General features: G+C 74.0%; 20 protein-coding genes and 1 pseudogene. 13 read left to right on the top strand and 8 right to left on the bottom strand.

Going from position 1 to position 22,149, the window contains the following annotated elements:
• Positions 1-93 precede the first annotated feature (93 nt).
• The 5 genes from QFZ71_RS11410 to QFZ71_RS11390 are packed head-to-tail and all read right to left on the bottom strand — an operon-like array spanning position 94 to position 3,985.
• Positions 94-1,152: a serine hydrolase gene (locus tag QFZ71_RS11410; protein ID WP_307668141.1), complete on the bottom strand. Its 1,059-nt coding sequence runs from the start codon at positions 1,150-1,152 to the stop codon at positions 94-96.
• Entirely contained in the window at positions 1,149-2,078 is a 930-nt protein-coding gene (locus tag QFZ71_RS11405; RefSeq protein WP_307668140.1) for a hypothetical protein, read from the bottom strand. The genes QFZ71_RS11410 and QFZ71_RS11405 overlap by 4 nt, the downstream gene beginning before the upstream one ends.
• Complete coding sequence (locus tag QFZ71_RS11400; RefSeq protein WP_307668139.1) at positions 2,075-3,094, bottom strand: hypothetical protein; 1,020 nt, start codon at positions 3,092-3,094, stop codon at positions 2,075-2,077. Before QFZ71_RS11400 ends, QFZ71_RS11405 begins: the two co-directional genes overlap by 4 nt.
• Positions 3,091-3,798, bottom strand: a complete 708-nt coding sequence (locus QFZ71_RS11395) for a hypothetical protein (protein ID WP_307668138.1) — start codon at positions 3,796-3,798, stop codon at positions 3,091-3,093. The genes QFZ71_RS11400 and QFZ71_RS11395 overlap by 4 nt, the downstream gene beginning before the upstream one ends.
• A 10-nt stretch (positions 3,799-3,808) precedes the next feature.
• On the bottom strand, positions 3,809-3,985 hold the full coding sequence (locus tag QFZ71_RS11390; RefSeq protein WP_098892314.1) for a hypothetical protein: 177 nt from the start codon (positions 3,983-3,985) through the stop codon (positions 3,809-3,811).
• A 473-nt stretch (positions 3,986-4,458) separates the two neighbouring features.
• Between QFZ71_RS11390 and QFZ71_RS11385 the strand changes: the two genes are divergently transcribed.
• The 9 genes from QFZ71_RS11385 to QFZ71_RS11345 all read left to right on the top strand — a co-directional run bounded on the left by QFZ71_RS11385 (position 4,459) and on the right by QFZ71_RS11345 (position 16,401).
• Positions 4,459-4,833 carry a hypothetical protein gene (locus QFZ71_RS11385; protein ID WP_307668137.1) on the top strand — a complete coding sequence of 125 codons (375 nt, stop codon included), beginning with the start codon at positions 4,459-4,461 and terminating at the stop codon, positions 4,831-4,833.
• A gap of 137 nt (positions 4,834-4,970) precedes the next feature.
• Positions 4,971-5,846, top strand: coding sequence for a TatD family hydrolase (locus QFZ71_RS11380; RefSeq protein ID WP_307668136.1), 876 nt, complete (start codon positions 4,971-4,973; stop codon positions 5,844-5,846).
• A 77-nt stretch (positions 5,847-5,923) separates the two neighbouring features.
• Complete coding sequence (rsmA, locus tag QFZ71_RS11375) at positions 5,924-6,859, top strand: 16S rRNA (adenine(1518)-N(6)/adenine(1519)-N(6))-dimethyltransferase RsmA (protein WP_307668135.1); 936 nt, start codon at positions 5,924-5,926, stop codon at positions 6,857-6,859.
• Positions 6,856-7,755 (top strand): 4-(cytidine 5'-diphospho)-2-C-methyl-D-erythritol kinase, encoded by a 900-nt coding sequence (locus QFZ71_RS11370; protein WP_307668134.1) that lies wholly within the window; start codon positions 6,856-6,858, stop codon positions 7,753-7,755. Before rsmA ends, QFZ71_RS11370 begins: the two co-directional genes overlap by 4 nt.
• Before the next feature lie 126 nt (positions 7,756-7,881).
• Positions 7,882-9,225: an acyltransferase gene (locus tag QFZ71_RS11365; RefSeq protein ID WP_307668133.1), complete on the top strand. Its 1,344-nt coding sequence runs from the start codon at positions 7,882-7,884 to the stop codon at positions 9,223-9,225.
• 113 nt (positions 9,226-9,338) lie between these two features.
• Positions 9,339-11,153 carry an ABC-F family ATP-binding cassette domain-containing protein gene (locus QFZ71_RS11360; protein ID WP_307668132.1) on the top strand — a complete coding sequence of 605 codons (1,815 nt, stop codon included), beginning with the start codon at positions 9,339-9,341 and terminating at the stop codon, positions 11,151-11,153.
• A 339-nt stretch (positions 11,154-11,492) separates the two neighbouring features.
• Entirely contained in the window at positions 11,493-13,388 is a 1,896-nt protein-coding gene (locus QFZ71_RS11355; protein WP_307668131.1) for a PQQ-binding-like beta-propeller repeat protein, read from the top strand.
• An 85-nt stretch (positions 13,389-13,473) separates the two neighbouring features.
• Positions 13,474-15,351 (top strand): PQQ-binding-like beta-propeller repeat protein, encoded by a 1,878-nt coding sequence (locus QFZ71_RS11350; RefSeq protein ID WP_307668130.1) that lies wholly within the window; start codon positions 13,474-13,476, stop codon positions 15,349-15,351.
• A gap of 267 nt (positions 15,352-15,618) precedes the next feature.
• Entirely contained in the window at positions 15,619-16,401 is a 783-nt protein-coding gene (locus QFZ71_RS11345; protein WP_307668129.1) for a LuxR C-terminal-related transcriptional regulator, read from the top strand.
• A 102-nt stretch (positions 16,402-16,503) separates the two neighbouring features.
• On the opposite strand, the pseudogene QFZ71_RS11340 reads toward QFZ71_RS11345, so the two are convergent.
• Positions 16,504-16,701 (bottom strand): annotated as a pseudogene (locus QFZ71_RS11340) (Na+/galactose cotransporter); the annotation flags it as partial.
• A 125-nt stretch (positions 16,702-16,826) separates the two neighbouring features.
• On the opposite strand from QFZ71_RS11340, the gene galT reads away from it, so the two are divergent.
• Genes galT through galK form a run of 3 tightly spaced genes read left to right on the top strand, consistent with a single transcriptional unit; the run spans position 16,827 to position 20,121 of the window.
• The gene (gene galT, locus QFZ71_RS11335; protein WP_307668128.1) at positions 16,827-17,870 is read left to right on the top strand and encodes a galactose-1-phosphate uridylyltransferase; all 1,044 of its coding nucleotides are present in this window, start codon (positions 16,827-16,829) and stop codon (positions 17,868-17,870) included.
• Positions 17,867-18,865: a UDP-glucose 4-epimerase GalE gene (gene galE, locus QFZ71_RS11330; protein ID WP_307668127.1), complete on the top strand. Its 999-nt coding sequence runs from the start codon at positions 17,867-17,869 to the stop codon at positions 18,863-18,865. Before galT ends, galE begins: the two co-directional genes overlap by 4 nt.
• A gap of 56 nt (positions 18,866-18,921) precedes the next feature.
• Positions 18,922-20,121, top strand: a complete 1,200-nt coding sequence (gene galK, locus QFZ71_RS11325; protein WP_373465189.1) for a galactokinase — start codon at positions 18,922-18,924, stop codon at positions 20,119-20,121.
• A gap of 85 nt (positions 20,122-20,206) precedes the next feature.
• Here galK and QFZ71_RS11320 read toward each other — a convergent pair whose 3' ends face one another.
• Entirely contained in the window at positions 20,207-20,647 is a 441-nt protein-coding gene (locus QFZ71_RS11320) for an N-acetyltransferase (RefSeq protein WP_307668126.1), read from the bottom strand.
• Positions 20,648-20,893: 246 nt separating this feature from the next.
• On the opposite strand from QFZ71_RS11320, the gene QFZ71_RS11315 reads away from it, so the two are divergent.
• Positions 20,894-21,676, top strand: coding sequence for a response regulator transcription factor (locus QFZ71_RS11315; protein ID WP_307668125.1), 783 nt, complete (start codon positions 20,894-20,896; stop codon positions 21,674-21,676).
• On the opposite strand, the gene QFZ71_RS11310 is transcribed toward QFZ71_RS11315, so the two are convergent.
• Positions 21,632-22,129, bottom strand: coding sequence for a MarR family winged helix-turn-helix transcriptional regulator (locus QFZ71_RS11310; protein WP_073771285.1), 498 nt, complete (start codon positions 22,127-22,129; stop codon positions 21,632-21,634). The genes QFZ71_RS11315 and QFZ71_RS11310 overlap by 45 nt on opposite strands.
• Positions 22,130-22,149: the final 20 nt, after the last annotated feature.

Raw genomic sequence — 22,149 nt, 5'->3', positions numbered from 1 at the left:
GGAGAAGGCGGCGGGGTAGCCCGAGAACGCGCCGGGTGGCCCGAGGACACGGGGAAGACGGAGCAGCCGCAGCCATCCGGTGGGCAGGGGTGGCTACGGGGTTTCCGTCAGCAGGTCGTACGCCGTCGCCACGAACGTGTCCGCCCGGTGCACCCGCCGCGTCGCCGTCGCCGCCACCGCGAGTCCCGTCTCCGGCCGGAACCCCAGGAACGCCTGCTGGCCGAGGGTCGCGCCCGCGTGGAAGAGGACCGGGCCGTACGGGGACGGGTGGTGGAACCACGTCAGCGTGTGGGTGTGCGTGTGCCGCACGCCGCGCCGCAGCAACGGGCGCCGGACCTCCGCCAGCGCGGCGGCCAGCGTGGGGTCCGTGAGCTCCGGCCCGCCCGCGTGCGCCTCCAGGAAGGTGAGCATGTCCAGCGGGGTCGCCCGGACCGCGCCCGCCGCCGTGAAGCCCCCGGTGTCCAGCGCGGGCACCGGCGTCCCGTCCCGGCGGTGGCCCACCGCCTCCGTGCCCTCCGGCCCCGGCCGCACCCGCGTCGCGTCCAGGTGGAGCGGGGCCAGCACCAGCTGGTGCAGCAGCACCTCCCACGGGGTCCCGGTGGCCGCCGCCAGGGTGTGGCCGAGGACCGAGACGGCGAAGTTCGAGTAGTGCCAGCGGGTTCCGGGCCGGTGGCGCGGGCGGGCCCGCAGGAAGGCCCGGACCACCCGGTCGGCCGGGTAGCCGCCGTACGGGTCGGTCGACCAGCGGGGCACCGCCTGCGGGTAGAAGTCGGCCGGCAGGCCGGGCAGCCCCGAGGTGTGGGTGAGCAGATGGCGCAGCGTGATCCGGCGCACCGCCGGGTGCACCGGGAAGCCCGGAGCCAGCAGGTCCGCCGCCCGGTCCTCGTACCGCACCCGGCCCTGCGCCACCAGCCGGGCCAGCAGGAGCCCCGCGTACGGCTTCGACGCCGAGCCCAGCTCGTGGCCCAGCAGTTCGCGGGGGACCGGGCCCGGTTCGGCGCTGCCACCGGTGTGGACGGTGCGCGCCCCGTTCCGGCTGACCGCGAGCACCACGTCCGGGGCGTCGATCCGCCCGGCCGCCTCGGCCAGCAGCCGTGCGGTGGCCGGGTCCGCGGGCGGGGCGGACGCCGGGAGCGCCGTCGTGTCCGTCATGCCGGGGCCGGGGCGGCGCTGAGGTCGGACAGGGCGCGGGACAGCGCGAGCGCCGAGGCGAACGCGGCGACCAGCGTCGGGTGGTAGACCAGGTCGAACACCGACTCCTCGTCCCCCTCCGGCATTCCGCCGACCACCGGCATCGCCCCGTCCGGCTCCTGGGCCTGCGCGAACCCCTGCCAGGCCGCCGGGTCCAGCGTCGGTTCCGGCAGGCAGGCGTCCACGACCAGCAGCTCGCCCAGCAGGTCCCAGCGCTTCAGGTCCAGCCAGTCGTCCAGCCAGACCGGCAGCCACAGCGCCAGGTACTCCGCGATGTCGGCGGGCAGTCCGTCCGGGTTCTCGCCCCAGTCGGTGAGGTGGAAGACGGTGTGCGTGATGTCGTAGCCGATGTGGCCCTCGACCGTCCACGGCTCGGGCCGCCGCGCCAGCCAGGTGTGGGCCAGTGCCGCCGTCTCCGGAACGCTCGGCTCCACGCCGAACCGCCGCTCGATCGCGCTCAGCCCCAGCCGCCGCACCGGCAGCACCTCCAGCGCCGCCCAGCTCGCCAGCCGGTGGTTGAGCCGGATCGCGGCCTCCAGCTCCGGCTGCCGGAATCCCAGCTCCCGGAACGGTACGTAGACCTCCAGCGGGACCGGCGAGAGCGGTTCGCGCCGCTGGCCCTCCAGCAGGCGCGCCCCGGAGTCCAGCAGTTCGTGCCAGGCGTGGTCCAGCAGCTTGCGGGCGAGGGACGCCTGCTGCGAACCGGCCACGCCCTCGCGGAAGATGACCTTCCCGATCAGGGCCAGCTCGCCCAGCGGCTTGAACCGGTCCAGCATGCCCGCCTCCGGGGACGGGGCGCTCTCCAGCCGGAACCCCTCGCGGTGCTCGTACAGCCAGCCCAGGGCCTTCGCCCCGACGTCGTGGATCTGCTGGAGGTTGCCGCTCATGCGGTGCGCCTTTCCCGGCCGGGCACGGCCCCGTCCGTCTGCTCCGGCGACCGCAGCGACCTCAGGGACAGGGCCGCCGCGAAGGCCGTGACGAGCGTGGAGTGGTAGCAGTCGATGAAGGGGTACGGGTCCGGCGCGGGGTCCTCGACGGGGGCGCCGGTCTCCGGGACGCAGCCGGTGGGGTGCTGCGCGCCGGCGAGGACCGGCCAGACCGCGTCCAGCAGCTCGGCGGGGGCGGGACCCGGCAGCGAGGCCGCCACCGCGAGCAGCTCCCCGGTCAGGTCCCACTGGCCGCTCTCCAGACAGCCGTCGATCCAGGCGGGCAGCCAGGTCCGCAGGTAGCGGTCGATCTTCTCGGGCACCCGGTCGGGCATCCGGCCCCAGTCGGTGAGGTGGAAGACGGTGTGGGTCAGCGCGTAGCCGGAGGGCCCCTCGAACATCCAGGGCTCCGACAGGCCGCCCAGCCAGGTCCTCGACAGCACCGCCCCCGCGTCGGTGTGGGTGACCGTGCCGACCCGGCGCTCGGAGTTGACCAGGCCCAGCTGCCGGTTGGCGTGCTGCTCGGTGTGGGCCCAGGCGCGGGTGGCGGTGAGCGGGCGGGCCAGCGCCTCGAACCCCTCGTGGCGCAGCCCGTACCCGGCGAACGCGGCGTAGATCTCGTACGGGTACGCGGCGAACGGCTCGGCGCGCAGCAGCTCCAGCAGCAGTTCGCCCTCCGCCACCTGCTCCCAGGCGTAGGCGACGAGGTCCCCGGCCAGCTCGTGCTCCGGGGTGCCGGGGGCGGTGGTGCGGCGGATGGTGGAGCCGAGCTGGGCCAGTTCGCCCAGCGGCTTGAGCGTGCCGTTGACCTGGGTGTGGGGTTCCAGGACGTCGTCGGGGAGCGCGAAGCGGGTGCGGTGCGCGTCGGTCCAGCCGAGGGCGGAGCGCAGGACGCCGGGGAGGACGGCGGGCGCGGCCCCGGAGCCCGCGCCCGGTCCGGGGCGCCCGCGCGGCTCGCGGGTCGCGGTCGTGGTCACCGTGCGTCCGCCCCGTCCATCAGCCGGGCGGCCCGCACATGGAGGGCGACCCGCGGGTCGTGGCCGCCCATGAGTTCGACGAAGTCGAGGCCGGTGTCCAGGCCCAGCGTGGCCGGTGCGCCGCCGGTCGCCGCGAGCCAGCGGCCCGCGCCCGCGGCCTGGAGCCAGTCGCGCCGCCGCACCGCGCGGACGAAGCCGCGCGCCAGGTCGACGGCCCGGTTCGCCGCGGCCCGCTGCACGGCCGAGGGGGCGGCCGGGACGGCGAGCGGTGCGAGGACCGAGAGTTGATGGGTGAAGGCCTGCCAGGGGGCCTCCTCCAGCCAGGCGGCGTCGGGCTCCGCGTAGACGGCGGGGGCCGTCGTTCCCGGTGGTGGGGGAGCCATCCGCTGGAGCGTGGAGATCATGTGCCAGTGGCTCCAGGCCGTGGCGGCCGGGGCGTCGGGCTTCGGCGGGAATTCCCGCACCGCCCGGTCGAGTACGGCGACGTCGCCCGGATGCGGGTTCCGTCCGTACAGCACGCTCGGCAGCAGCAGGTCGGCCCCGATGACCCGTGCCGCCGCGATTCCGGTCCGATTGTCCTCGTCGATTCCCGCAGCGCCGCACACCGTGGCGAGGTGGTCCCCGCTCCGAAGAGCGAGGACCACCTCTGTTGCCAGGTCATGCACGGCGCCCGCCAGGGGCGACGACGCATGTGTCTGGTCCATGTTCCGACGTTCAGCCCTTCTTCGGGCGGGGGGTCGGGGGCGAGAGGAGGAGAGCGCCGCCGCCCGCGAGGAGCGCGAGGTACGCGCATTCACGGGAGTCGCGGTACAGGCCTTCGACCTCGCCGGGGTTGAGAGCGGCGTCCAGGTCGAGCTCGACGTCGGTGGCAGTGGTGTCCGTGGTGAACATGAGTTGATCCCCGTCCTGTGGGAAATGGGGTGGACGTAATGAGTGAAAGCGAGGAATGGGGGCGCCGCAAATCGGGGCGCGACACGAAGGGAAATCGCGTATTCAATTGAATGGTGAATTCCCGCGGTGCGAAGGGGGTGAAAGCCTGTCGCCGCAAGGGAAAGGGAGGGGTGGACGGGGGGTGGTGCGCGGGCGCATTCGCCCTGGTATTCCGGCGCATTCGGGGGGCGCGCGGTGGATCACCCGGTCGGTCGGCCGGGGCAGGAGTCATGTGCTGCCCTGCCGCTGTCCTCATCCGCGCCATGCGGGGGCAAAGGGCGGCCAAAGGAGGCCAAGAACGCATCAATCATGGCTCTGAGCCGGTGCGTCCGTCCGGGGGCGGGTGTCCACTGGAAGGGACGGGCCGGCTGTCCGCATCCGCGGACGGACCGCCCGCCTCCGGAGTGTGTGACCGGCGGCCAGGAGGAGCAGGCATGAGCGAGATCGCAGCCACCACCGTCCACGAGGCGTACGCCTTCGCCTGCATGAAGTGCGGGTACGGCTGGGAGCAGTCCTACGAGATAGAGCACCACGTCGACGTCCACGGCCACGCGTTCGTCGTCTACACGGCGAACGGTGAGCGCGTGCCGTCCCCGCTGTCCACGCCCACCTGCGCCAACTGCGGGGGCCACGTGGTGCGCATCATGCGGGAGGGGCGGGTCGCCGGGGTGCAGGAGCTGTTGCGCCGGCAGCGGACGCCCCGCGCGGCGGAGACCGCCGGGAAGGACCGGGCGGTGTCGGCCGCGCGGGGCGTCCCGGACCGCCACCGGAAGCTGTCGGACCTGTTCCACCCCTTCCGGCGCGGGTGAGCCCGCGCCCTCCACCGGCGGACGCACCCCTGCCCGCGCGGCTGACGTGACGCGGGGCGTTCCGCCGCGGAGGGCGTACCGGAGTGGCTTCCCGGCCCACGGTCGTACGAGGGCGGGGTCCTCGTACGATCGTCGGCATGAGCCGTACCGAAGCCCCGCCGCTGCCCGAGCCCCTGAGGGTTCCGGTCGCCGACTCCCACACCCACCTGGACATGCAGGACGCCACCGTCGAGGAGGCCCTCGCGCGGGCCGCCGCCGTCAACGTGACGACGGTCGTCCAGGTGGGCTGCGACGTGGCCGGCTCCCGCTGGGCCGCCGAGACCGCCGCGGCCCACCCCGCCGTCCACGCCTCGGTCGCCCTGCACCCCAACGAAGCCCCGCGCATCGTCCACGGGTACGCCGAGGGCACCGACGGCACCGCGCGGCGGGGGGCCAGGGAGCCCGGCGGCAGGGCGGCGCTGGACGAGGCGCTGGCGGAGATCGACGCGCTGGCCGCGCTCGACCACGTACGCGGGGTCGGCGAGACGGGCCTGGACTTCTTCCGCACCGGACCCGAGGGCGTCGCCGCCCAGGAGGAGTCCTTCCGGGCCCACATCGAGATCGCCAAGCGGCACGGCAAGGCCCTGGTCATCCACGACCGCGACGCGCACGCGGACGTGCTGCGGGTCCTGCGCGACGCGGGCGCGCCCGAGCGGACGGTGTTCCACTGCTACTCCGGCGACGCGGAGATGGCCCGCGTCTGCGCCGCGGCCGGCTACTTCATGTCCTTCGCGGGCAACGTGACCTTCAAGAACGCCCAGCCGCTGCGGGACGCGCTCGCCGTCGCCCCCACCGAGCTGGTCCTCGTCGAGACGGACGCCCCTTTCCTCACCCCCGCCCCGTACCGGGGCCGGCCCAACGCCCCCTACCTCATCCCGGTCACGCTCCGCGCGATGGCCGAGGTGAAGGGCCTGGACGAGGACACGCTGGCCGCCGCGGTCCACGACAACACGGCGAGGGCCTTCGACTTCTGACCGGCGGCCCCGGTGCGGGGCGCCCCCGCCGCGGGCGGCGGGGCGAGTCCCCGGCCCCCTCCCCGTACGCTTACCGGGTGAGCAGCACAGAGCCCGACGCCCTCCTGGGCCCCGCAGACATCCGCGACCTGGCCGCGAAACTGGGCGTACGTCCCACCAAGCAGCGCGGTCAGAACTTCGTCATCGACGCCAACACCGTGCGCCGCATCGTGCGCACGGCCGAGGTCCGCCCGGACGACACCGTCGTCGAGGTCGGCCCCGGTCTCGGCTCGCTGACCCTGGCGCTGCTGGAGGCGGCGGACCGGGTGACCGCCGTCGAGATCGACGACGTGCTCGCCGCCGCGCTGCCCGCCACGGTCCGGGCCCGGATGCCGGAGCGCGCCGACCGCTTCGCCCTGGTCCACTCCGACGCGATGCTGGTCACCGAGCTGCCGGGCCCCGCGCCCACCGCGCTCGTGGCGAACCTCCCGTACAACGTGGCCGTGCCCGTCCTGCTCACCATGCTGGAGCGCTTCCCCAGCATCGAGCGGACCCTCGTCATGGTCCAGGCCGAGGTCGCCGACCGGCTCGCCGCCCGCCCCGGCAACAAGGTGTACGGCGTGCCGTCGGTGAAGGCCAACTGGTACGCGGAGGTCAAGCGCGCCGGTTCCATCGGCCGCACCGTCTTCTGGCCCGCCCCCAACGTCGACTCCGGCCTCGTCTCCCTGGTCCGGCGCACCGAGCCCATCGCCACCACGGCCTCCCGCGCGGAGGTCTTCGCGGTCGTGGACGCGGCCTTCGCCCAGCGCCGCAAGACGCTGCGCGCGGCCCTGGCCGGCTGGGCCGGCTCCGCACCCGCCGCGGAGGCCGCGCTCACCGCCGCCGGAGTCTCCCCGCAGGCGCGCGGCGAATCGCTGACGGTGGAGGAGTTCGCGGCGATCGCGGAGAACAAGCCGGAGGTCTCGAACGCTCCGGCCGCCCACGGGCCGGGGAAGTCCGCACCGGCCGAGGACGCGCCGGAGGTCCCGGAATGAGCGCCGCCGTCACCGTCCGCGTCCCCGCCAAGGTCAACGTCCAGCTCGCCGTGGGCGCCGCCCGCCCCGACGGCTTCCACGACCTGGCCAACGTCTTCCTCGCCGTCGGCCTGTACGACGAGGTCACCGCCGCCCCCGCCGACGAGCTGCGCATCACCTGCTCCGGCCCGGACGCCGCCCGGGTCCCGCTGGACACCACCAACCTCGCCGCCCGCGCCGCCCTCGCCCTCGCCGAGCGGTACGGCATCGAGCCGGCCGTCCACCTGCACATCGCCAAGGACATCCCGGTCGCGGGCGGCATGGCCGGCGGCAGCGCCGACGGGGCCGCCGCCCTGGTCGCCTGTGACGCCCTGTGGGGGACCGGCGCGAGCCGCGACGAACTCCTCGCGATCTGCGCCGAGCTGGGCAGCGACGTACCGTTCAGCCTGGTCGGCGGGGCCGCGCTCGGCACCGGACGCGGCGAGAAGCTCACCCCGATCGAGGTCGGCGGTGCCTTCCACTGGGTCTTCGCGGTGGCGGACGGCGGTCTCTCCACGCCCGCCGTCTACGGCGAGTTCGACCGCCTCACCGCCGACGCCGAGGTCCCCGGACCGACCGCCTCGCCCGCCCTGCTCGCCGCCCTGCGCTCCGGCGACTCCGGAGCCCTCGCGGCCGCCGTGAGCAACGACCTCCAGCCCGCCGCGCTCTCCCTGCGCCCCGCCCTCGCGGACACCCTGGCGGCCGGCACGGCGGCGGGAGCGCTGGCCGCCCTGGTCTCCGGCTCCGGGCCGACCACGGCGTTCCTGGTGGCGGACGAGGCGACGGCCGAGAAGGTGGCCGACGCGCTGACGGCCTCGGGAACGTGCCGCAACGCGCGCGTGGCCGCCTCGCCCGCGCCGGGCGCCCACGTCGTCTGAACCCGTCCACACCGCTCCGCGCTCCGGACCCGGCGTACGGCGTCCGCCCCACACCGCTCGTACTCACCCCGGAACTGAGTACGGTCGCGCTGCCGGGCCCCACCCGGCTCGCGCGACCGTACATTCATGGGATCACATGTTCGTGAACTGGCCGGGGCGACGCCCGCCACCCGCGACCGTTACGCCGACCTCCTGCGGGTCGCCTCGCTCGCCGCGGTCGTGCTCGGCCACTGGCTGATGGCCGCCGTCACCCCGGACGGGGTCGGCAACCTGCTCGCCGTCGTCCCCGCCCTCCAGCCGCTGACCTGGCTGCTCCAGGTCATGCCGGTGTTCTTCTTCGTCGGCGGCTTCTCCCACGCGCTGTCCTACCGCTCCCTGCTCCGCAAGCACGCCCGGACCGCTTCGGGGGCCACCGCGGACTCCGTCCACCCCGCCTTCCTCCGCGCCCGCCTCCAGCGGCTCCTGCGGCCCACCACGGTCTTCGTCCTCGTCTGGGGCGCGGCGGCGCTGCTCGTCCAGCTCCTCGGCGGGGGCGGCGGGCTGACCGGCGTCACCCTGCGCATGGTGACCCAGCCGCTCTGGTTCATCGGGATCTACCTGGCGATGGTCGCCTTCACCCCGCCGCTGCTGAGGCTGCACGAGCGGTACGGCTGGGGGGCCTTCGCCGGACTGGCCGGTGCGGCGGTCGCGGTGGACGCGCTCCGGTTCGCCGCCGGGGTCCCGTACGTCGAGTTCCTCAACTTCGCCTTCGTCTGGCTCGCCGTCCACCAACTCGGATTCCTGCGCGCCGACGGCCGCATCCGCCGCCCCGCCCTCCTCGCCGGGGCGGGCCTGGTCACCGCCGTCGCGCTGGTCGCGTTCGGGCCGTACCCGCTGTCCATGGTCGGGATGCCCGGCGAGAAGGTCAGCAACATGGCCCCGCCCACCCTCGCCCTGCTCGCCCACGGCCTCTGGCTCGTCGGCGCGGTCGAACTGCTCCGCGCCCCCGCCGCCCGCCTCCTGGAGCGACCCCGCGTCTGGCGCACGGTGGTGGCGGCCAACGGGGTGGCGATGACCGCCTTCCTCTGGCACCTCACGGCGATGTTCGGGGTGTACGGGGCGCTGCTCGCCCTCGACGTGCCGCTGCCCGCGCCCGCGTCGGCCGCCTGGTGGGCCGGCGTCCCGCTGCGGATCGCCTGCGCGGCGGTCCTCACCGCCGCCCTCGTCGCCGCCTTCCGCACCTTCGAACGCCCGGCCCCGGCGGCCCCCGCCGCTCCCCGCACCCCGGCCGCCGGCCCCCTCGCCGGCCTCGGCGTGACCCTCTGCCTGCTCGGCGTGCTGGGCCTGTCCATGGTCGGCCTCGGCGGCCTGCTGGAGGGCCGCACGGCCCTGCTGATCGCGGTCCCGGTGAGCGCCCCGGCCGCCCTGGCGATGACCCTGGGCGGCTGGCTGCTGGTCGAGCGGGCGGGGCGCGGCCGGGGCGCGCGGTAGGCGTCGGCGGCCGTAGTGGTCACGGCGGACGGCGACCCGGACCTCGTCGACCGGCGGCTCTCCGCCGCGCCGTACCCTGGGAAGGTCGATCGATCCCCCCGGACAGGAGTGAAATGGCCGTCAATCTGGTCAATGTCGAGCAGGTCAGCAAGGTGTACGGCACCCGTGCCCTGCTCGACGGTGTATCCCTCGGGGTGTCCGAGGGCGACCGGATCGGTGTCGTGGGCCGCAACGGCGACGGCAAGACCACCCTCATCCGGATGCTCGCCAAGCTGGAGGAGGCGGACACCGGACGCGTCACCCACAACGGCGGACTGCGGCTCGGCGTCCTCACCCAGCACGACTCCCTCGACCCGGAGAAGACCATCCGGCAGGAGGTCATCGGGGACCTCGCCGACCACGAGTGGGCGGGCAGCGCCAAGATCCGGGACGTGCTCACCGGGCTCTTCGGCGGCCTCGCCCTCCCCGGTTTCGAGCACGGGCTCGACACCGTCATCGCCCCGCTCTCCGGCGGCGAGCGCCGCCGGATCGCGCTCGCCAAGCTCCTCATCGACGAGCAGGACCTGATCGTCCTGGACGAGCCCACCAACCACCTCGACGTCGAGGGCATCTCCTGGCTGGCCGGCCACCTGCGCGCCCGCCGCTCCGCCCTCGTCTGCGTCACCCACGACCGCTGGTTCCTCGACCAGGTCTGCACCCGCATGTGGGACGTCCAGCGCGGCACGGTCCACGAGTACGAGGGCGGCTACAGCGACTACGTCTTCGCCCGCGCCGAACGTGAGCGCATCGCCGCCACCGAGGAGTCCAAGCGGCAGAACCTCATGCGCAAGGAGCTGGCCTGGCTGCGCCGGGGCGCCCCGGCGCGCACCTCCAAGCCGCGCTACCGCATCGAGGCCGCCAACGAGCTGATCGCGGACGTGCCGCCGCCGCGCGACACCAGCGAGCTGATGAAGTTCGCCAACGCCCGCCTCGGCAAGACCGTCTTCGACCTGGAGGACGTGACCGTCCAGGCCGGGCCCAAGACCCTCCTCACCCACCTCACCTGGCAGCTCGGCCCCGGCGACCGCATCGGCCTCGTCGGCGTCAACGGCGCGGGCAAGACCTCGCTGCTGCGCGCCCTGGCCGAGGCCGCCCGCACCGGGGGCGAGGAGCAGCCCGCCGCGGGGAAGGTCGTCGTCGGCAAGACCGTCAGGCTCGCCTACCTCTCCCAGGAGGTCCACGAGCTGAACCCGAACCTCCGCGTCCTGGAGGCCGTCCAGCAGGTCCGCGACCGGGTGGACCTCGGCAAGGGCCGGGAGATGACCGCCGGACAGCTCTGCGAGCAGTTCGGCTTCACCAAGGAGAAGCAGTGGACGCCCGTGGGCGACCTCTCCGGCGGTGAGCGCCGCCGCCTCCAGATCCTGCGGCTGCTGATGGACGAGCCCAACGTCCTCTTCCTCGACGAGCCCACCAACGACCTCGACATCGAGACCCTGACCCAGCTGGAGGACCTCCTCGACGGCTGGCCCGGATCGATGATCGTGATCTCCCACGACCGGTTCTTCATCGAGCGGACCACCGACCGGGTCATGGCGCTCCTGGGCGACCGCTCCCTGCGGATGCTGCCGCGCGGCATCGACGAGTACCTGGAGCGCCGCCGGAGGATGGAGGAGGAGGCCACCCCCTCCGCCGCCGCGCCCCGGACGGCCGTGGCCCCCGCCGCCCCCGCCGTCTCGGCCCAGGCGTCCCGCGCCGCGAAGAAGGAGCTCCAGAAGGTCGAGCGGCAGCTCGACAAGCTCTCCACTCGCGAGACCACGCTGCACCAGCAGATCGCGGAGAACGCCACCGACTTCGAGAAGGTCGCCGAGCTCGACGCCGAACTGCGCGAACTCGTCACCGAGCGCGACGAGTTGGAGATGCGCTGGCTGGAGCTGGCCGAGGACGCCTGACGGGCGCGGGGCCGGGGCGCTCCCCGCCCCGGCCCCGCACGCCACCGGACCGGCGGCGCGGCGGCGGCGGGGCGCCGGACGGCGCTCGTTCCCGGTGACCGGTCATCACCTCCGGCCGAGGCGTAACGAGGGCATCACAAGGCGGTTCTCCCTTGGGAACAGGGGTTGGCCCGAACCGGCTCCCGGTGGCCGGCGAGTGGTAGAAAGAAGCCCCGCCCGACTGTCGTAACACTGCGGAACCCATGCCCGATTCGCTCCTTTCCGAGAGGGATTGACCCTCTTGGGAATGCGGGGGAGACCGGATCGTGCACCGGGCCGCACGAAGGGGGACGCGCTGATATGAGCCAGCCGCCCAGCCAGCAACCGCCGCAGGGAGGCTTCGGGGCTCCGCAGGAGCCGCCGTACGGAGCTCCTCAGCCGCCCCAGAGCCCGCCGCCCCAGGGCTCGCCGGACCAGGCCGCCCCGCCCCAGGGCCCGCCTCCCGGACAGCCCCCGGCCGGTCCGCCGCAGACGCCCCCGTCCGGCGCTCCCGCGTACGGCTACCCCCAGCAACCCCCGGCCCAGCCCGGTTACGGCTACCCGCAGCAGCCCGGCCAGGCCCCCGGCCCCTACGGCCAGGCCCCCGGTCCGTACGGCCAGCAGCCCGGTCCGTACGGTCAGCAGCCGGGCCCGTACGGCCAGCCGGCCCCCGGCCCGTACGGTCAGCAGCCCCAGGGCGGCTACGGCTACCCGACGCAGCAGTACCCCGGTGCCCCCGCGCCCGGCGGACCGGGCTCCGGCGGCGGGTTCCTCAAGAACAGGACCGGCATCGTCGTCGCGGCGGCACTCGCCGTGGTCCTGGTCGCCGGAGCGGGCACCTGGTTCCTCGTGAGCGACAGCGGCGACGACGACAAGAAGCCCGTCGCCACCACCAGCAACGACCCCAAGCCGCCCAGCGCCTCGCCGACCGTCGACGAGGGCGACGGCAGCGGGGACGGACGCGAGGGGAACGACGACCTCAACGCCGGGCGCAAGCCGGGCGAGGCGAAGGTCGCCTGGCTCCAGAAGAACGACGTGGACCTGCCGCGCAACGGCGCGACCGTGTACGGCCCCTGGTTCGCCGGCGACGTGGTCGCCAAGGCCATGTACCGCGGCGTCTCCGGCTACTCGGTCGCCGACGGCAAGCAGAAGTGGACCGTTCCGCTCCCCGCCGACGTGTGCGCCGCGCCCAACTCCCCGACCGCCGACGGCAAGATCGTCATCGGCGTGAAGGACGGCACCACGGACAAGGCCAACTGCTCCGTCCTCCAGATGATCGACCTCAACACCGGCAAGCCCGGCTGGAAGAAGTCGGTCAAGAAGAACGGCACCTGGGACCTCCTGTCGGACATCGGCCTGGCCATCAGCGGCGACACCGTCACCGTGGGGCGCACCAGCAACTCCAACGCCTACCGGGTCAGCGACGGCAAGGAGCTGTTCGGCAACCCCTCGGGCAACTGCAAGCCCTTCGCCTTCGCCGGGGGGCCGAAGCTGATCGCCGCGGTCAACTGCCGTACCGACGACGTCGAGAACCCGCAGCACCAGGTCCAGGAACTGAACCCGGAGTCCGGCAAGCCCAAGTGGACGTACCAGCCGCCGCGCGGCTGGGAGGTCAGCAAGGTCTACTCGGTCACCCCGCTCGTGGTCCGGCTCGACCACGAGGAGAAGAAGCAGTGGGCCATCGCCGCGCTCACCGACGGCGGCAAGCTCCGCTCCCAGCTCGCGCCCGCCAAGGGCGACATCCTCACCGCCGACTGCGGGAGCAGCTTCGCGATCTTCGGTGAGAAGCTCGAAGGGTGCAGCGGCGTCGCCGCCGACGCCAACACCTTCTACATGGCGACCAAGGACGACACCAGCGGCACCGCCCGGACGAACAAGGTCATCGCCTTCGACCTGAACACCGGCAAGCCCAAGTGGGACGCCCCCGCCCCCGCCGAGCGCGTCCTGAAGCCGCTGGGCATGGAAGGCGGCGACCTGCTGCTCTACATGCAGCCCACGTACGACAAGGCCGGAGCCATCGTGACGCTCCCGCCGACCGGCGGCACCCCCAGGACGCTGCTCCAGCACCCGGCGGCGGCCGGCCGCGTCGAGAACGGCTTCTTCTCCTCCAAGGTCGTCTACCAGGGGGAACGCTCCTTCGTCTTCAGCACGCGTGTGAGCGCGAGCAACGACAAGGAGGAGCGGGAGCAGTCGACGCTGCTGGTGTTCTCCAAGTGACCGCCGGTCACGGCAGCCGACCCGACTCCGCCCCTCCCCGCCCCACGCGCCCCCACGCCCACTCGTCCCCAGAGGTACGCACGCCATGAGCCAGCCGCCCCAGCCGCCGAACGAGCCCCCGAACACGCCCCCGGCACCGCCCGCCGGCGGGTTCGGCGCGCCGCAGGACCCGCCGCCGGGAGGGTTCGGCGCGCCGACCCCGCCGCCCGCCGACCCCTTCGGCAAGCAGCCCGAGCCGCCCGCCGGACCGCCGCACCAGCCGCCCGCCGGGCCGCCGCACCAGCCCCCGGCCGCGCCCGCGGGCGGCTACGGCACCCCGCCGGCCGGCGGCTACCCGACCCCGCCCGCGCCGCAGCCCAACGGCTACGGCTACCCACAGGCCGCGGAGCCGGGGTACGGCTACCCGCAGGGGCCCGCCGGGCAGCCCGGTCAGCCGGGGATGCCCCAGCAGGGGTACGGCTACCCGACCCAGCCGATGCAGCCGCAGTACGGGGCGCCGCAGCCGGCCGGCGGCGGCAAGAAGTTCTCCACCCAGATGCAGATCATCGTCGCCGCGGCCGTCGCCGTGGTGCTGATCATCGGCGCGGGGCTCGTCTACTCCGCCACCGGCGGTGACGACAAGGACGGCGGGACCGAGGCGTCCTCGTCCGGTTCCACCGGCGGCAAGGAGGGCGGCGGCCTGGCCGGCGGCGACGAGAAGCCGCCCGCCAACACCAAGTCCAAGGTCGCCTTCCAGTTCCCGCAGCCGGTCGTCACCGACAGCGTCACCGTCGAGGGCTCCTGGCTCACGGACAAGGCGTACGTCAAGTCCGGCATCGCCCAGGTCAACGGCTACGACCGCGACAAGGGCACCAAGCTCTGGACCGTTCCGCTGGCCGGCGAGGTCTGCACCACGTCCCGGCACATGAGCGAGGACCACAAGGCGGCCATCGTCTTCGCGGAGGCGAAGCCGACCAAGGAGAACAAGTACCCGTCGTGCAACCAGGTCGGCGTGATCGACCTGGCCGCCGGCAAGCTCCTGTGGAGCAAGGGCATCACCTCCGCCACCGGCGGCGACGAGCAGATCCGTTTCGACGAGGTCACGCTCAGCGGCACCACCGTCGCCGCGGCCGGCACCTCGGGCGGCGCCGCCTTCAAGCTGGCGGACGGCGCCGAGCTGTGGAAGCCGAAGGTCGGCGCGGACGGCTGCTACGACGGCGGCTACGCCGGCGGCGAGGCCCTCGCCGTGGTCCGCAGGTGCGGTACGATCGACAGCCCGCAGCTCAGCGTGCAGATGCTGAACCCGACGACCGGCGCCCCGCTGTCCTCGTACCAGATGCCCGCGGGCGTGGACTACGCCTCCATCGTCTCCACCAAGCCGCTGGTGGTCGCGGCCGACGTCGGCGACACCGCCGGCGACGGCAGCGGCATCTCCGACTTCTTCTCGATCGACGCGGCGACCGGCAAGCTGATCGTCCGCATCCCCGCCGACGCGGAGAAGTACGCGGCCCGCTGCGGCTCCACCGACGTCGAGCGCTGCCGGAGCATGGTCGTCGCCAACAACCGGCTCTACCTGCCGACCGAGCGCCACGACGGCACCAGCGAGTACGGCGACACCAATGAGATCGTCGCCTTCGACCTGGCCACCGGCAAGCTCCTCGGCGGCCGGGCGGACGCGGGCGACCGCCACACGCTGACCCCGCTCCGCAAGGACGGCACCAGCGTCATCGCCTACAAGGAGGGCCCGTACGACAAGGGCGGCCAGGTCGTCTCCATCGACGGCGAGACCTTCAAGCAGACCCAGCTGATGGAGAACCCGAGCGACGAGGCGGTCCGGAGCGCGGAGAAGCGGTTCTCCATCGACTCGGACGAGCTGATCTACAGCGACGGACGGCTCTACATGGCGAGCAAGTCGGCCCGCAAGCCCAGCACCGTCAACCCCGACGAGAAGGTCTACCTGGTCGTCGCCTACCGCGCCGAGTGATCACCGCACTCCTCGCCGAGCACCGTTCCTGAGTGCTCCACCCCGCGGTTCCCGAGGCCCCGCCGGTCGTTCATCCGACCGGCGGGGCCGATCGTTTTCCGCCGCCGAACCGATCACCGACCGGCGGCCGAACAGGCCCGGACCGCGCATAATCCGGCACTTCCGGGGGCTTCTCCCCCGTTGGGGCCGCGCACCGTCGAACAAGCGTGTACCTTGCCGGGGCAGGAGTCCGGGGGGCCGGGCGTACAGGGCTTGGGGAGAGAACCGATGGGCGTGCGGCTCATGGTGGTCGACGATCACCGTCTGCTCGCCGAGGCACTCGCCTCGGCGCTGAAACTGCGCGGGCACCGGGTGCTCGCGGCGGCCGCCCCGACGTCCGGGACGGCGGAGCTCGTGGTGAGCAGGGCCCCGGAGGTCTGTCTGTTCGGTACGGCGTCGCCTGCTGCCCCCGGCGTCTTCGACCCGATCGTCCGCATCGGCCGGGAGCGCCCCCAGGTGGCGGTGGTGGTCCTCGGACCGGTGCCCAGCCCGCGCGGGATCGCCGCCGCGTTCGCCGCCGGAGCGGTGGGGTACGTCCGGCACGACGAGCGGATCGAGGGCGTCGAGCGGGCGATGCTCAAAGCGCGGGCGGGGGAGAGCGCGATCGCCCCGCAGCTGCTGCGGGGGGCCTTCGCCGAGCTGCTCAATCCGGCGGCCCAGCCCGACGACGAGGGGCGGCGGTTGCTGCGGATGCTCACCCCGCGCGAGGCGGAGGTCCTGGTGCGGGTCGCCGAGGGCGAGGGCACCCGGCTGATCGCGGCCGGCATGGACATCGCCCCGAGCACCGCCCGTACCCATGTCCAGCGGGTCCTGATGAAGCTCGGGGTCGGCTCCCGGCTGGAGGCCGCCGCCCTCGCCGCCCGTACGGGTCTGCTGGAGCGCGCCGCGGCGCACGCCGCCGCGGCGGCGGACGGTGACCGGGCGGTGGACGGCGACGGGGCGGCGGTGGACGGCGAGACGCCGCAGGGGCCGCACGTCCCGCGGGCGACGCGGGTGACGTACGGCCCCTGACCGGTGCGTGGCCGGTGGCCGGGCGGGTCACCCCGCGCGGGGGCCCCGGTCCTGTTCCGGCTGCGGGGCCTCGGGGCCTCGGACGGGCACGGCTTCATCCACGACCGTGGCGGGGATCGCGCCGGTCCAGCAGCCGTGCACCACCGCGACGCCGTACTGCGCGCCGGTGGCGGCCGTGCCGGGCGTCCCGGTGGCGCCGAGGTTCGCCGCGAGGAGGGCGGGCCCGGTCACCCGGGCGGGCAGGGAGCGTCCGGAGAGGAGGAGGCCGAGGCGCGTCCTCACGCTCGCACGGGCCGGGAAGCGGTGTTCCCCGTCGCTTTCGCGCTTCGGCCGCCCTCCCGTCCGCCGCGCGACGCGTTGACGGGTGTGTGTGCTTGTGATTGGTTGTGTGCGATTATGTTGAAGGAGACGGGTGGAGGACCCTGGTGAAGAAGACGGTGACGACCCTCGCCGACGGCCGTGAGCTGATCTACTACGACGCCGACGACGACACCGTCCGCGACGCCGTCGACCAGCGCCCCTTGGGCCCCGTCTCGACCTCGTCCGAGATCCGCCGCGATCCGCTCCTCGGTGACGCGGTCGCCATCGCCTCGCACCGCCAGGCCCGCACCTACCACCCGCCGGCCGACGCCTGCCCCCTCTGCCCCGCCCGCGACGGGCGGTACGGCGAGATCCCCGACGACCACTACGACGTCGCGGTCTTCGAGAACCGCTTCCCCTCCCTGGCCGGCGACTCCGGCCGCTGCGAGGTCGTCTGCTTCACCTCCGACCACGAGGCGTCCTTCGCGGACCTCCCCGAGGAGCAGGCCGCGCTCGTCCTCGCCGCCTGGACCGACCGCACGGCCGCCCTCGCCGCCCTCGACCAGGTCACCCAGGTCTTCTGCTTCGAGAACCGGGGCGCCGAGATCGGCGTCACCCTGGGCCACCCGCACGGCCAGATCTACGGCTACCCCTTCGTCACCCCGCGCACCGGACTGATGCTCCGCAACGCCGCCCGCCACCACGAGGAGACCGGCGGCAACCTCTTCGACGACCTGGTCGCCCGCGAGGAGAACGACGGGACCCGCGTCGTCCTCGCCACCGGCCACTGGATCGCCTTCGTCCCCTACGCGGCGCACTGGCCCTACGAAGTCCACCTGTACCCCCGCCACCGCGTCCCCGATCTGCGGGAACTGGACGCGGGCGCGCGGGCGGAGTTCCCGCGGGTCTACCAGGAACTCCTGAGGCGCTTCGACCGGATCTTCGGCCCCGGCGAACCGCCGACCCCGTACATCTCCGCCTGGCACCAGGCGCCGTTCGGGGTTCCCGGCCGGGACGACTTCGCCCTGCACCTGGAGCTTTTCACCATTCGTCGGACCTCCGGCAAGCTGAAGTTCCTCGCGGGTTCCGAGTCCGGCATGAATGTGTTCATCAACGACGTGCCGCCGGAGGCCGCGGCCGAGCGACTGCGAGAGGTAGCGAGTCAGTGAGCACTCCCCGGAACACCGGCAACGGCCGGAAGAAGTACCTGGTCACCGGCGGCGCCGGATACGTCGGCAGCGTCGTCGCCCAGCACCTGCTGGAGGCGGGCCACGAGGTGACCGTCCTCGACGACCTCTCCACCGGCTTCCGCGAGGGCGTCCCGGCCGGAGCCGCGTTCGTCGAGGGACGCATCCAGGACGCCTCCCGCCACCTGGACCCCTCCTACGACGGCGTCCTGCACTTCGCCGCCTTCTCCCAGGTCGGCGAGTCCGTCGCCGACCCGGAGAAGTACTGGGTCAACAACGTCGGCGGCACCACCGCCCTGCTCGCCGCCATGCGCGAACACGGCGTACGCACCCTGGTCTTCTCCTCCACCGCCGCCACCTACGGCGAACCGGTCTCCAGCCTTGTCACCGAGACCGACCCCACCGCCCCCACCAGCCCCTACGGCGCTTCCAAGCTCGCCGTGGACCACATGATCAGCGGCGAGGCCACCGCCCACGGCCTGGCCGCCGTCTCGCTGCGCTACTTCAACGTGGCCGGGGCCTACGGCAGCTGCGGCGAGCGCCACGCCCCCGAGACCCACCTCATCCCGCTGGTCCTCCAAGTGGCCCTGGGACAGCGCGAGTCGATCAACGTCTACGGCGACGACTACCCGACCCCGGACGGCACCTGCGTCCGCGACTACATCCACGTCGCGGACCTCGCCGACGCCCACCTGCTGGCCCTCGCCGCCGCCACCCCCGGCGAGCACCTGATCTGCAATCTCGGCAACGGCAACGGCTTCTCGGTCCGCGAGGTCATCGAGACCGTCCGCAAGGTCACCGGCCACCCCGTGCCCGAGACGCCCGCCCCCCGCCGCGGCGGCGACCCGGCCGTCCTCGTCGCCTCCGCCGCCACCGCCGTCGAGCGCCTCGGCTGGCAGCCGTCCCGCGCCGACCTGGCCGGGATCATCGCCGACGCCTGGCAGTTCGCCCGCCGAGAGGACACCGCCACCCCGTGACCGAGACAGCCGAACCGACGCGGCCCACCGGACCGACGCGGGCCGCAGCACCGGCCGTGACCCCTGCCGGGCCCCCCGGCACCGGCGGGGACGCGTCCGGGACCGGCCCCGAGGCCGCCTTCGCCGAGCTGTACGGGGGCGTGCCCGACGGCATCTGGGCCGCCCCCGGACGCGTGAACCTCATCGGGGAGTACACCGACTTCAACGACGGCTTCGTCCTGCCGCTCGCCCTCCCGCACACCGTCCGCGCCGCCGTCTCCCGCCGCGACGACGGCGTCCTGCGGCTGTACTCCTCCGACGTCCCCGGCGGCGTCGTCTCCCTCCGCGTCGACGAACTGACCCCGCACTCCGGCCATGGCTGGGCCGCCTATCCCGCCGGAGTCGTCTGGGCGCTGCGCGCCGCCGGGCACCCCGTCACCGGGGCGGACATCGCGCTGGCCTCCACCGTGCCCACGGGCGCCGGGCTCTCCTCCTCCGCCGCCCTGGAGACCGTCACCGCGCTCGCCCTGAACGACCTCTTCGCGCTGGGCCTGAGCCCGGCCGAACTCGCCGTGACCGGCCGCCGCGCCGAGAACGACTTCGTCGGCGTGCCCTGCGGGATCATGGACCAGATGGCCTCGGCGTGCTGCACCGAGGGCCACGCCCTCCACCTGGACACCCGCGACCTCTCGCTGCGCCAGGTCCCCTTCGACCTGGCCGCGCAGGGCCTGACGCTGCTGGTCGTCGACACCCGCGTCAAGCACGCGCTGGGCGACGGGGCGTACGCGGAGCGCCGGGCCGGCTGCGAGGAGGGCGCCCGGCTGCTCGGGACACCGATGCTGCGCGACCTGCCCTACGAGGACCTCGCCCCGGCCCTCACCGCGCTGGCCGAGGCCGGGGCGGACGAGTCCGTGATCCGCTACGTACGCCATGTCGTCGGCGACAACCGCCGGGTCGAGCAGGTCGTCGCCCTCCTCGACGCGGGCGACGTCCGCGCGGCGGGCCCCGTCCTGAACGAGGGCCACGTCTCGCTCCGCGACGATCTGCGGGTCTCCTGCCCCGAGTTGGACCTGGTGGTCGAGGCGGCGAACGCGGCCGGGGCGCTGGGTGCGCGGATGACCGGGGGCGGCTTCGGCGGCTCGGCGGTCGTCCTGGTGGAGGAGGCGCTGGCCGGCACGGTGGCCGAGGCCGTGCACGAGGCGTTCGCGGCGGCCGGTCACGCGGCGCCGGGAATCTTCGACGCGGTCCCGTCCGCCGGGGCCCGACGGCTGCGCTGAGAGGCGGGGCCGCCCTCCGGGCCCCCGGAACTCCGCTCCCGGAACTCCGCGAGGGACGCCCGGCGCCCCGCGAGGGACGCCCCCCTCACAACTCCTTGACCAGGATGAACTCGGTGACGCCCGGCGGGTAGTCGACGACCCGGCCGATCTCCTCGTACCCCTGCTTGCGGTAGAAGCCCGGAGCCTGGAAGTCCCAGGTCTCCAGCCGCGCACGGGTGCAGGCGCGGTCGGCGCGTGCGGTCCGTTCGGCCTCGTCGAGCAGGCGCGCGCCCAGCCCCGCGCCCCGGCGCGGGGCGTCGACCCAGAGCAGATCGACGTGGAGCCAGTACGCCCAGGTCCGCCCGGTCAGCCCGCCGGCCAGGGCACCGTGCTCGTCCAGCGCCCACACCTCCAGCGGCACTTCGTGCTCGGCGGAGGTGGACAGCAGCGCGCGCAGACCGGCCGAGGCCGCGACATTGTCTCTGTGCAGAAGCCCGTTCAGCAGAATGCGACGTTCTCTGTCTACTTCTGTCACAAGACGGAACATGAAACACACCCTAAACACCTGAGACAACCAGTTCGTCGAATCTCCTTCCCCCCGTGGCCCCCGCCCGTACGCTGATCCTCAGCACCGGTGGGGGCCGGTGCCGATTCAGGGGAGCGAGAGAGCCGGGTACGGCGTCCGGGGCAGGGCGGCAGGCGGTTCGACGGCGGCGGCCGTCGGCGCGGCAGGCCGCAGCGAAGCCCCGGACGCCGTACCCGTGGCTTTCCCGCCCCCACCGATGGGGGTTCTGTGACGCGTATCCGGGTTCTGGTGGTCGACGACCACCGCATCTTCGCCGAGTCGCTCGCGGCGGCCCTCGCGGCCGAGCCGGACGTGGACGTCTCCGCGGCGGGCAGCGGCCCGGCCGCTCTGCGCGCCCTGGAGCGCGCGGCCGCCGAGGGGCGCGGCTACGACGTCCTCCTGGTCGACGCCGAGCTGGGGGCCCGGAGCGCCGGAGGCGTACCCGTCGTGCCCGCGCCCCGGCCGGAGGAGGCGGTCGCCGTCGACGGCATCACCCTGGTCGCCGGGGTCCGCACGGCCCGGCCCGGCGTGCGGTCGGTGGTGCTCGCGGAGAAGGACGACCCGCGCACCGCCGCGCGGGCGCTCCAGGCGGGGGCTTCGGGGTGGGTGGCCAAGGACTGCTCGCTCCAGCGGCTGCTGTCGGTGATCCGGGGGGTGCTGCGCGACGAGACGCATCTGCCGCCCGCCCTGCTCACCGGCGTCCTGCGGGAGCTGACCGCCGCTCGCAAGCACCGCACCGAGAGCGAGCGGCTGGTGGAGTCGCTGACGCCGCGGGAGCGGGAGGTGCTGCGCTGCATGGTGGCCGGGCTGGGCCGCAAGGCGGTCGCGGAGCGGCTGTTCCTGTCCCCGCACACGGTGCGTACCCATATGCAGAACGTGCTGGGCAAGCTCGGGGTGCACTCGACGCTGGCCGCAGTGGCCCTGGCCCGCCGGGCGGGAGTCGGCCCCGTGGCGCCGGAGAACGCCCTAGGTGGGGATGTTGTCGAACGGGGCGGTCAACTGGCGCAGTAGACCGGCCAGTTCGCCGCGCTGGGCGCGGGAGAGCTCGCTGAGGATGGCGCGTTCCTGGGCGAGCAGCCCGGCCAGCGACTGGTCGGCCTTGTCGCGCCCCTCGGCGGTGAGGCGGACGAGCACGCCGCGCCGGTCGCTGGGGTCGGGCAGCCGCTCGACCAGGTTCTTCTTGGTCAGCCGGTCGATGCGGTTGGTCATCGTCCCCGAGGTGACCAGCGTCTGGGTGAGGAGCTGTCCGGGGGAGAGCTGGTAGGGGGCGCCGGCCCGGCGCAGCGACGTCAGGACGTCGAACTCCCACGGCTCCAGGTTGTGCTCGGCGAAAGCGATGCGGCGGGCCCGGTCGAGGTGGCGTGCCAGGCGGGAGACGCGGCTGAGCACCTCGAGCGGTTCCACGTCGAGGTCGGGGCGCTCGCGGCGCCATGCAGCGACCAGTCGGTCGACCTCGTCCTCCATGACGATCAGTGTAGAGGGTC

Origin of the sequence: Streptomyces sp. V2I9, from assembly GCF_030817475.1 — a bacterium.
Taxonomy (GTDB): domain Bacteria; phylum Actinomycetota; class Actinomycetes; order Streptomycetales; family Streptomycetaceae; genus Streptomyces.
This window is presented reverse-complemented; position numbering and strand designations above follow the sequence as displayed.

Bases quoted from the DNA above. Each gene is read 5' to 3' on its own strand.
- QFZ71_RS11345 (WP_307668129.1), top strand. From the start codon at position 15,619: ATGGGCGTGCGGCTCATGGTGGTCGACGATCACCGTCTGCTCGCCGAG.
- QFZ71_RS11310 (WP_073771285.1), bottom strand. From the start codon at position 22,129: ATGGAGGACGAGGTCGACCGACTGGTCGCTGCATGGCGCCGCGAGCGC.
- QFZ71_RS11355 (WP_307668131.1), top strand. From the start codon at position 11,493: ATGAGCCAGCCGCCCAGCCAGCAACCGCCGCAGGGAGGCTTCGGGGCT.
- QFZ71_RS11410 (WP_307668141.1), bottom strand. From the start codon at position 1,152: ATGACGGACACGACGGCGCTCCCGGCGTCCGCCCCGCCCGCGGACCCG.
- QFZ71_RS11395 (WP_307668138.1), bottom strand. From the start codon at position 3,798: ATGGACCAGACACATGCGTCGTCGCCCCTGGCGGGCGCCGTGCATGAC.
- QFZ71_RS11370 (WP_307668134.1), top strand. From the start codon at position 6,856: ATGAGCGCCGCCGTCACCGTCCGCGTCCCCGCCAAGGTCAACGTCCAG.
- QFZ71_RS11320 (WP_307668126.1), bottom strand. From the start codon at position 20,647: ATGTTCCGTCTTGTGACAGAAGTAGACAGAGAACGTCGCATTCTGCTG.
- QFZ71_RS11385 (WP_307668137.1), top strand. From the start codon at position 4,459: ATGAGCGAGATCGCAGCCACCACCGTCCACGAGGCGTACGCCTTCGCC.
- QFZ71_RS11365 (WP_307668133.1), top strand. From the start codon at position 7,882: ATGGGATCACATGTTCGTGAACTGGCCGGGGCGACGCCCGCCACCCGC.
- QFZ71_RS11390 (WP_098892314.1), bottom strand. From the start codon at position 3,985: ATGTTCACCACGGACACCACTGCCACCGACGTCGAGCTCGACCTGGAC.
- QFZ71_RS11380 (WP_307668136.1), top strand. From the start codon at position 4,971: ATGAGCCGTACCGAAGCCCCGCCGCTGCCCGAGCCCCTGAGGGTTCCG.
- QFZ71_RS11405 (WP_307668140.1), bottom strand. From the start codon at position 2,078: ATGAGCGGCAACCTCCAGCAGATCCACGACGTCGGGGCGAAGGCCCTG.
- QFZ71_RS11350 (WP_307668130.1), top strand. From the start codon at position 13,474: ATGAGCCAGCCGCCCCAGCCGCCGAACGAGCCCCCGAACACGCCCCCG.
- QFZ71_RS11360 (WP_307668132.1), top strand. From the start codon at position 9,339: ATGGCCGTCAATCTGGTCAATGTCGAGCAGGTCAGCAAGGTGTACGGC.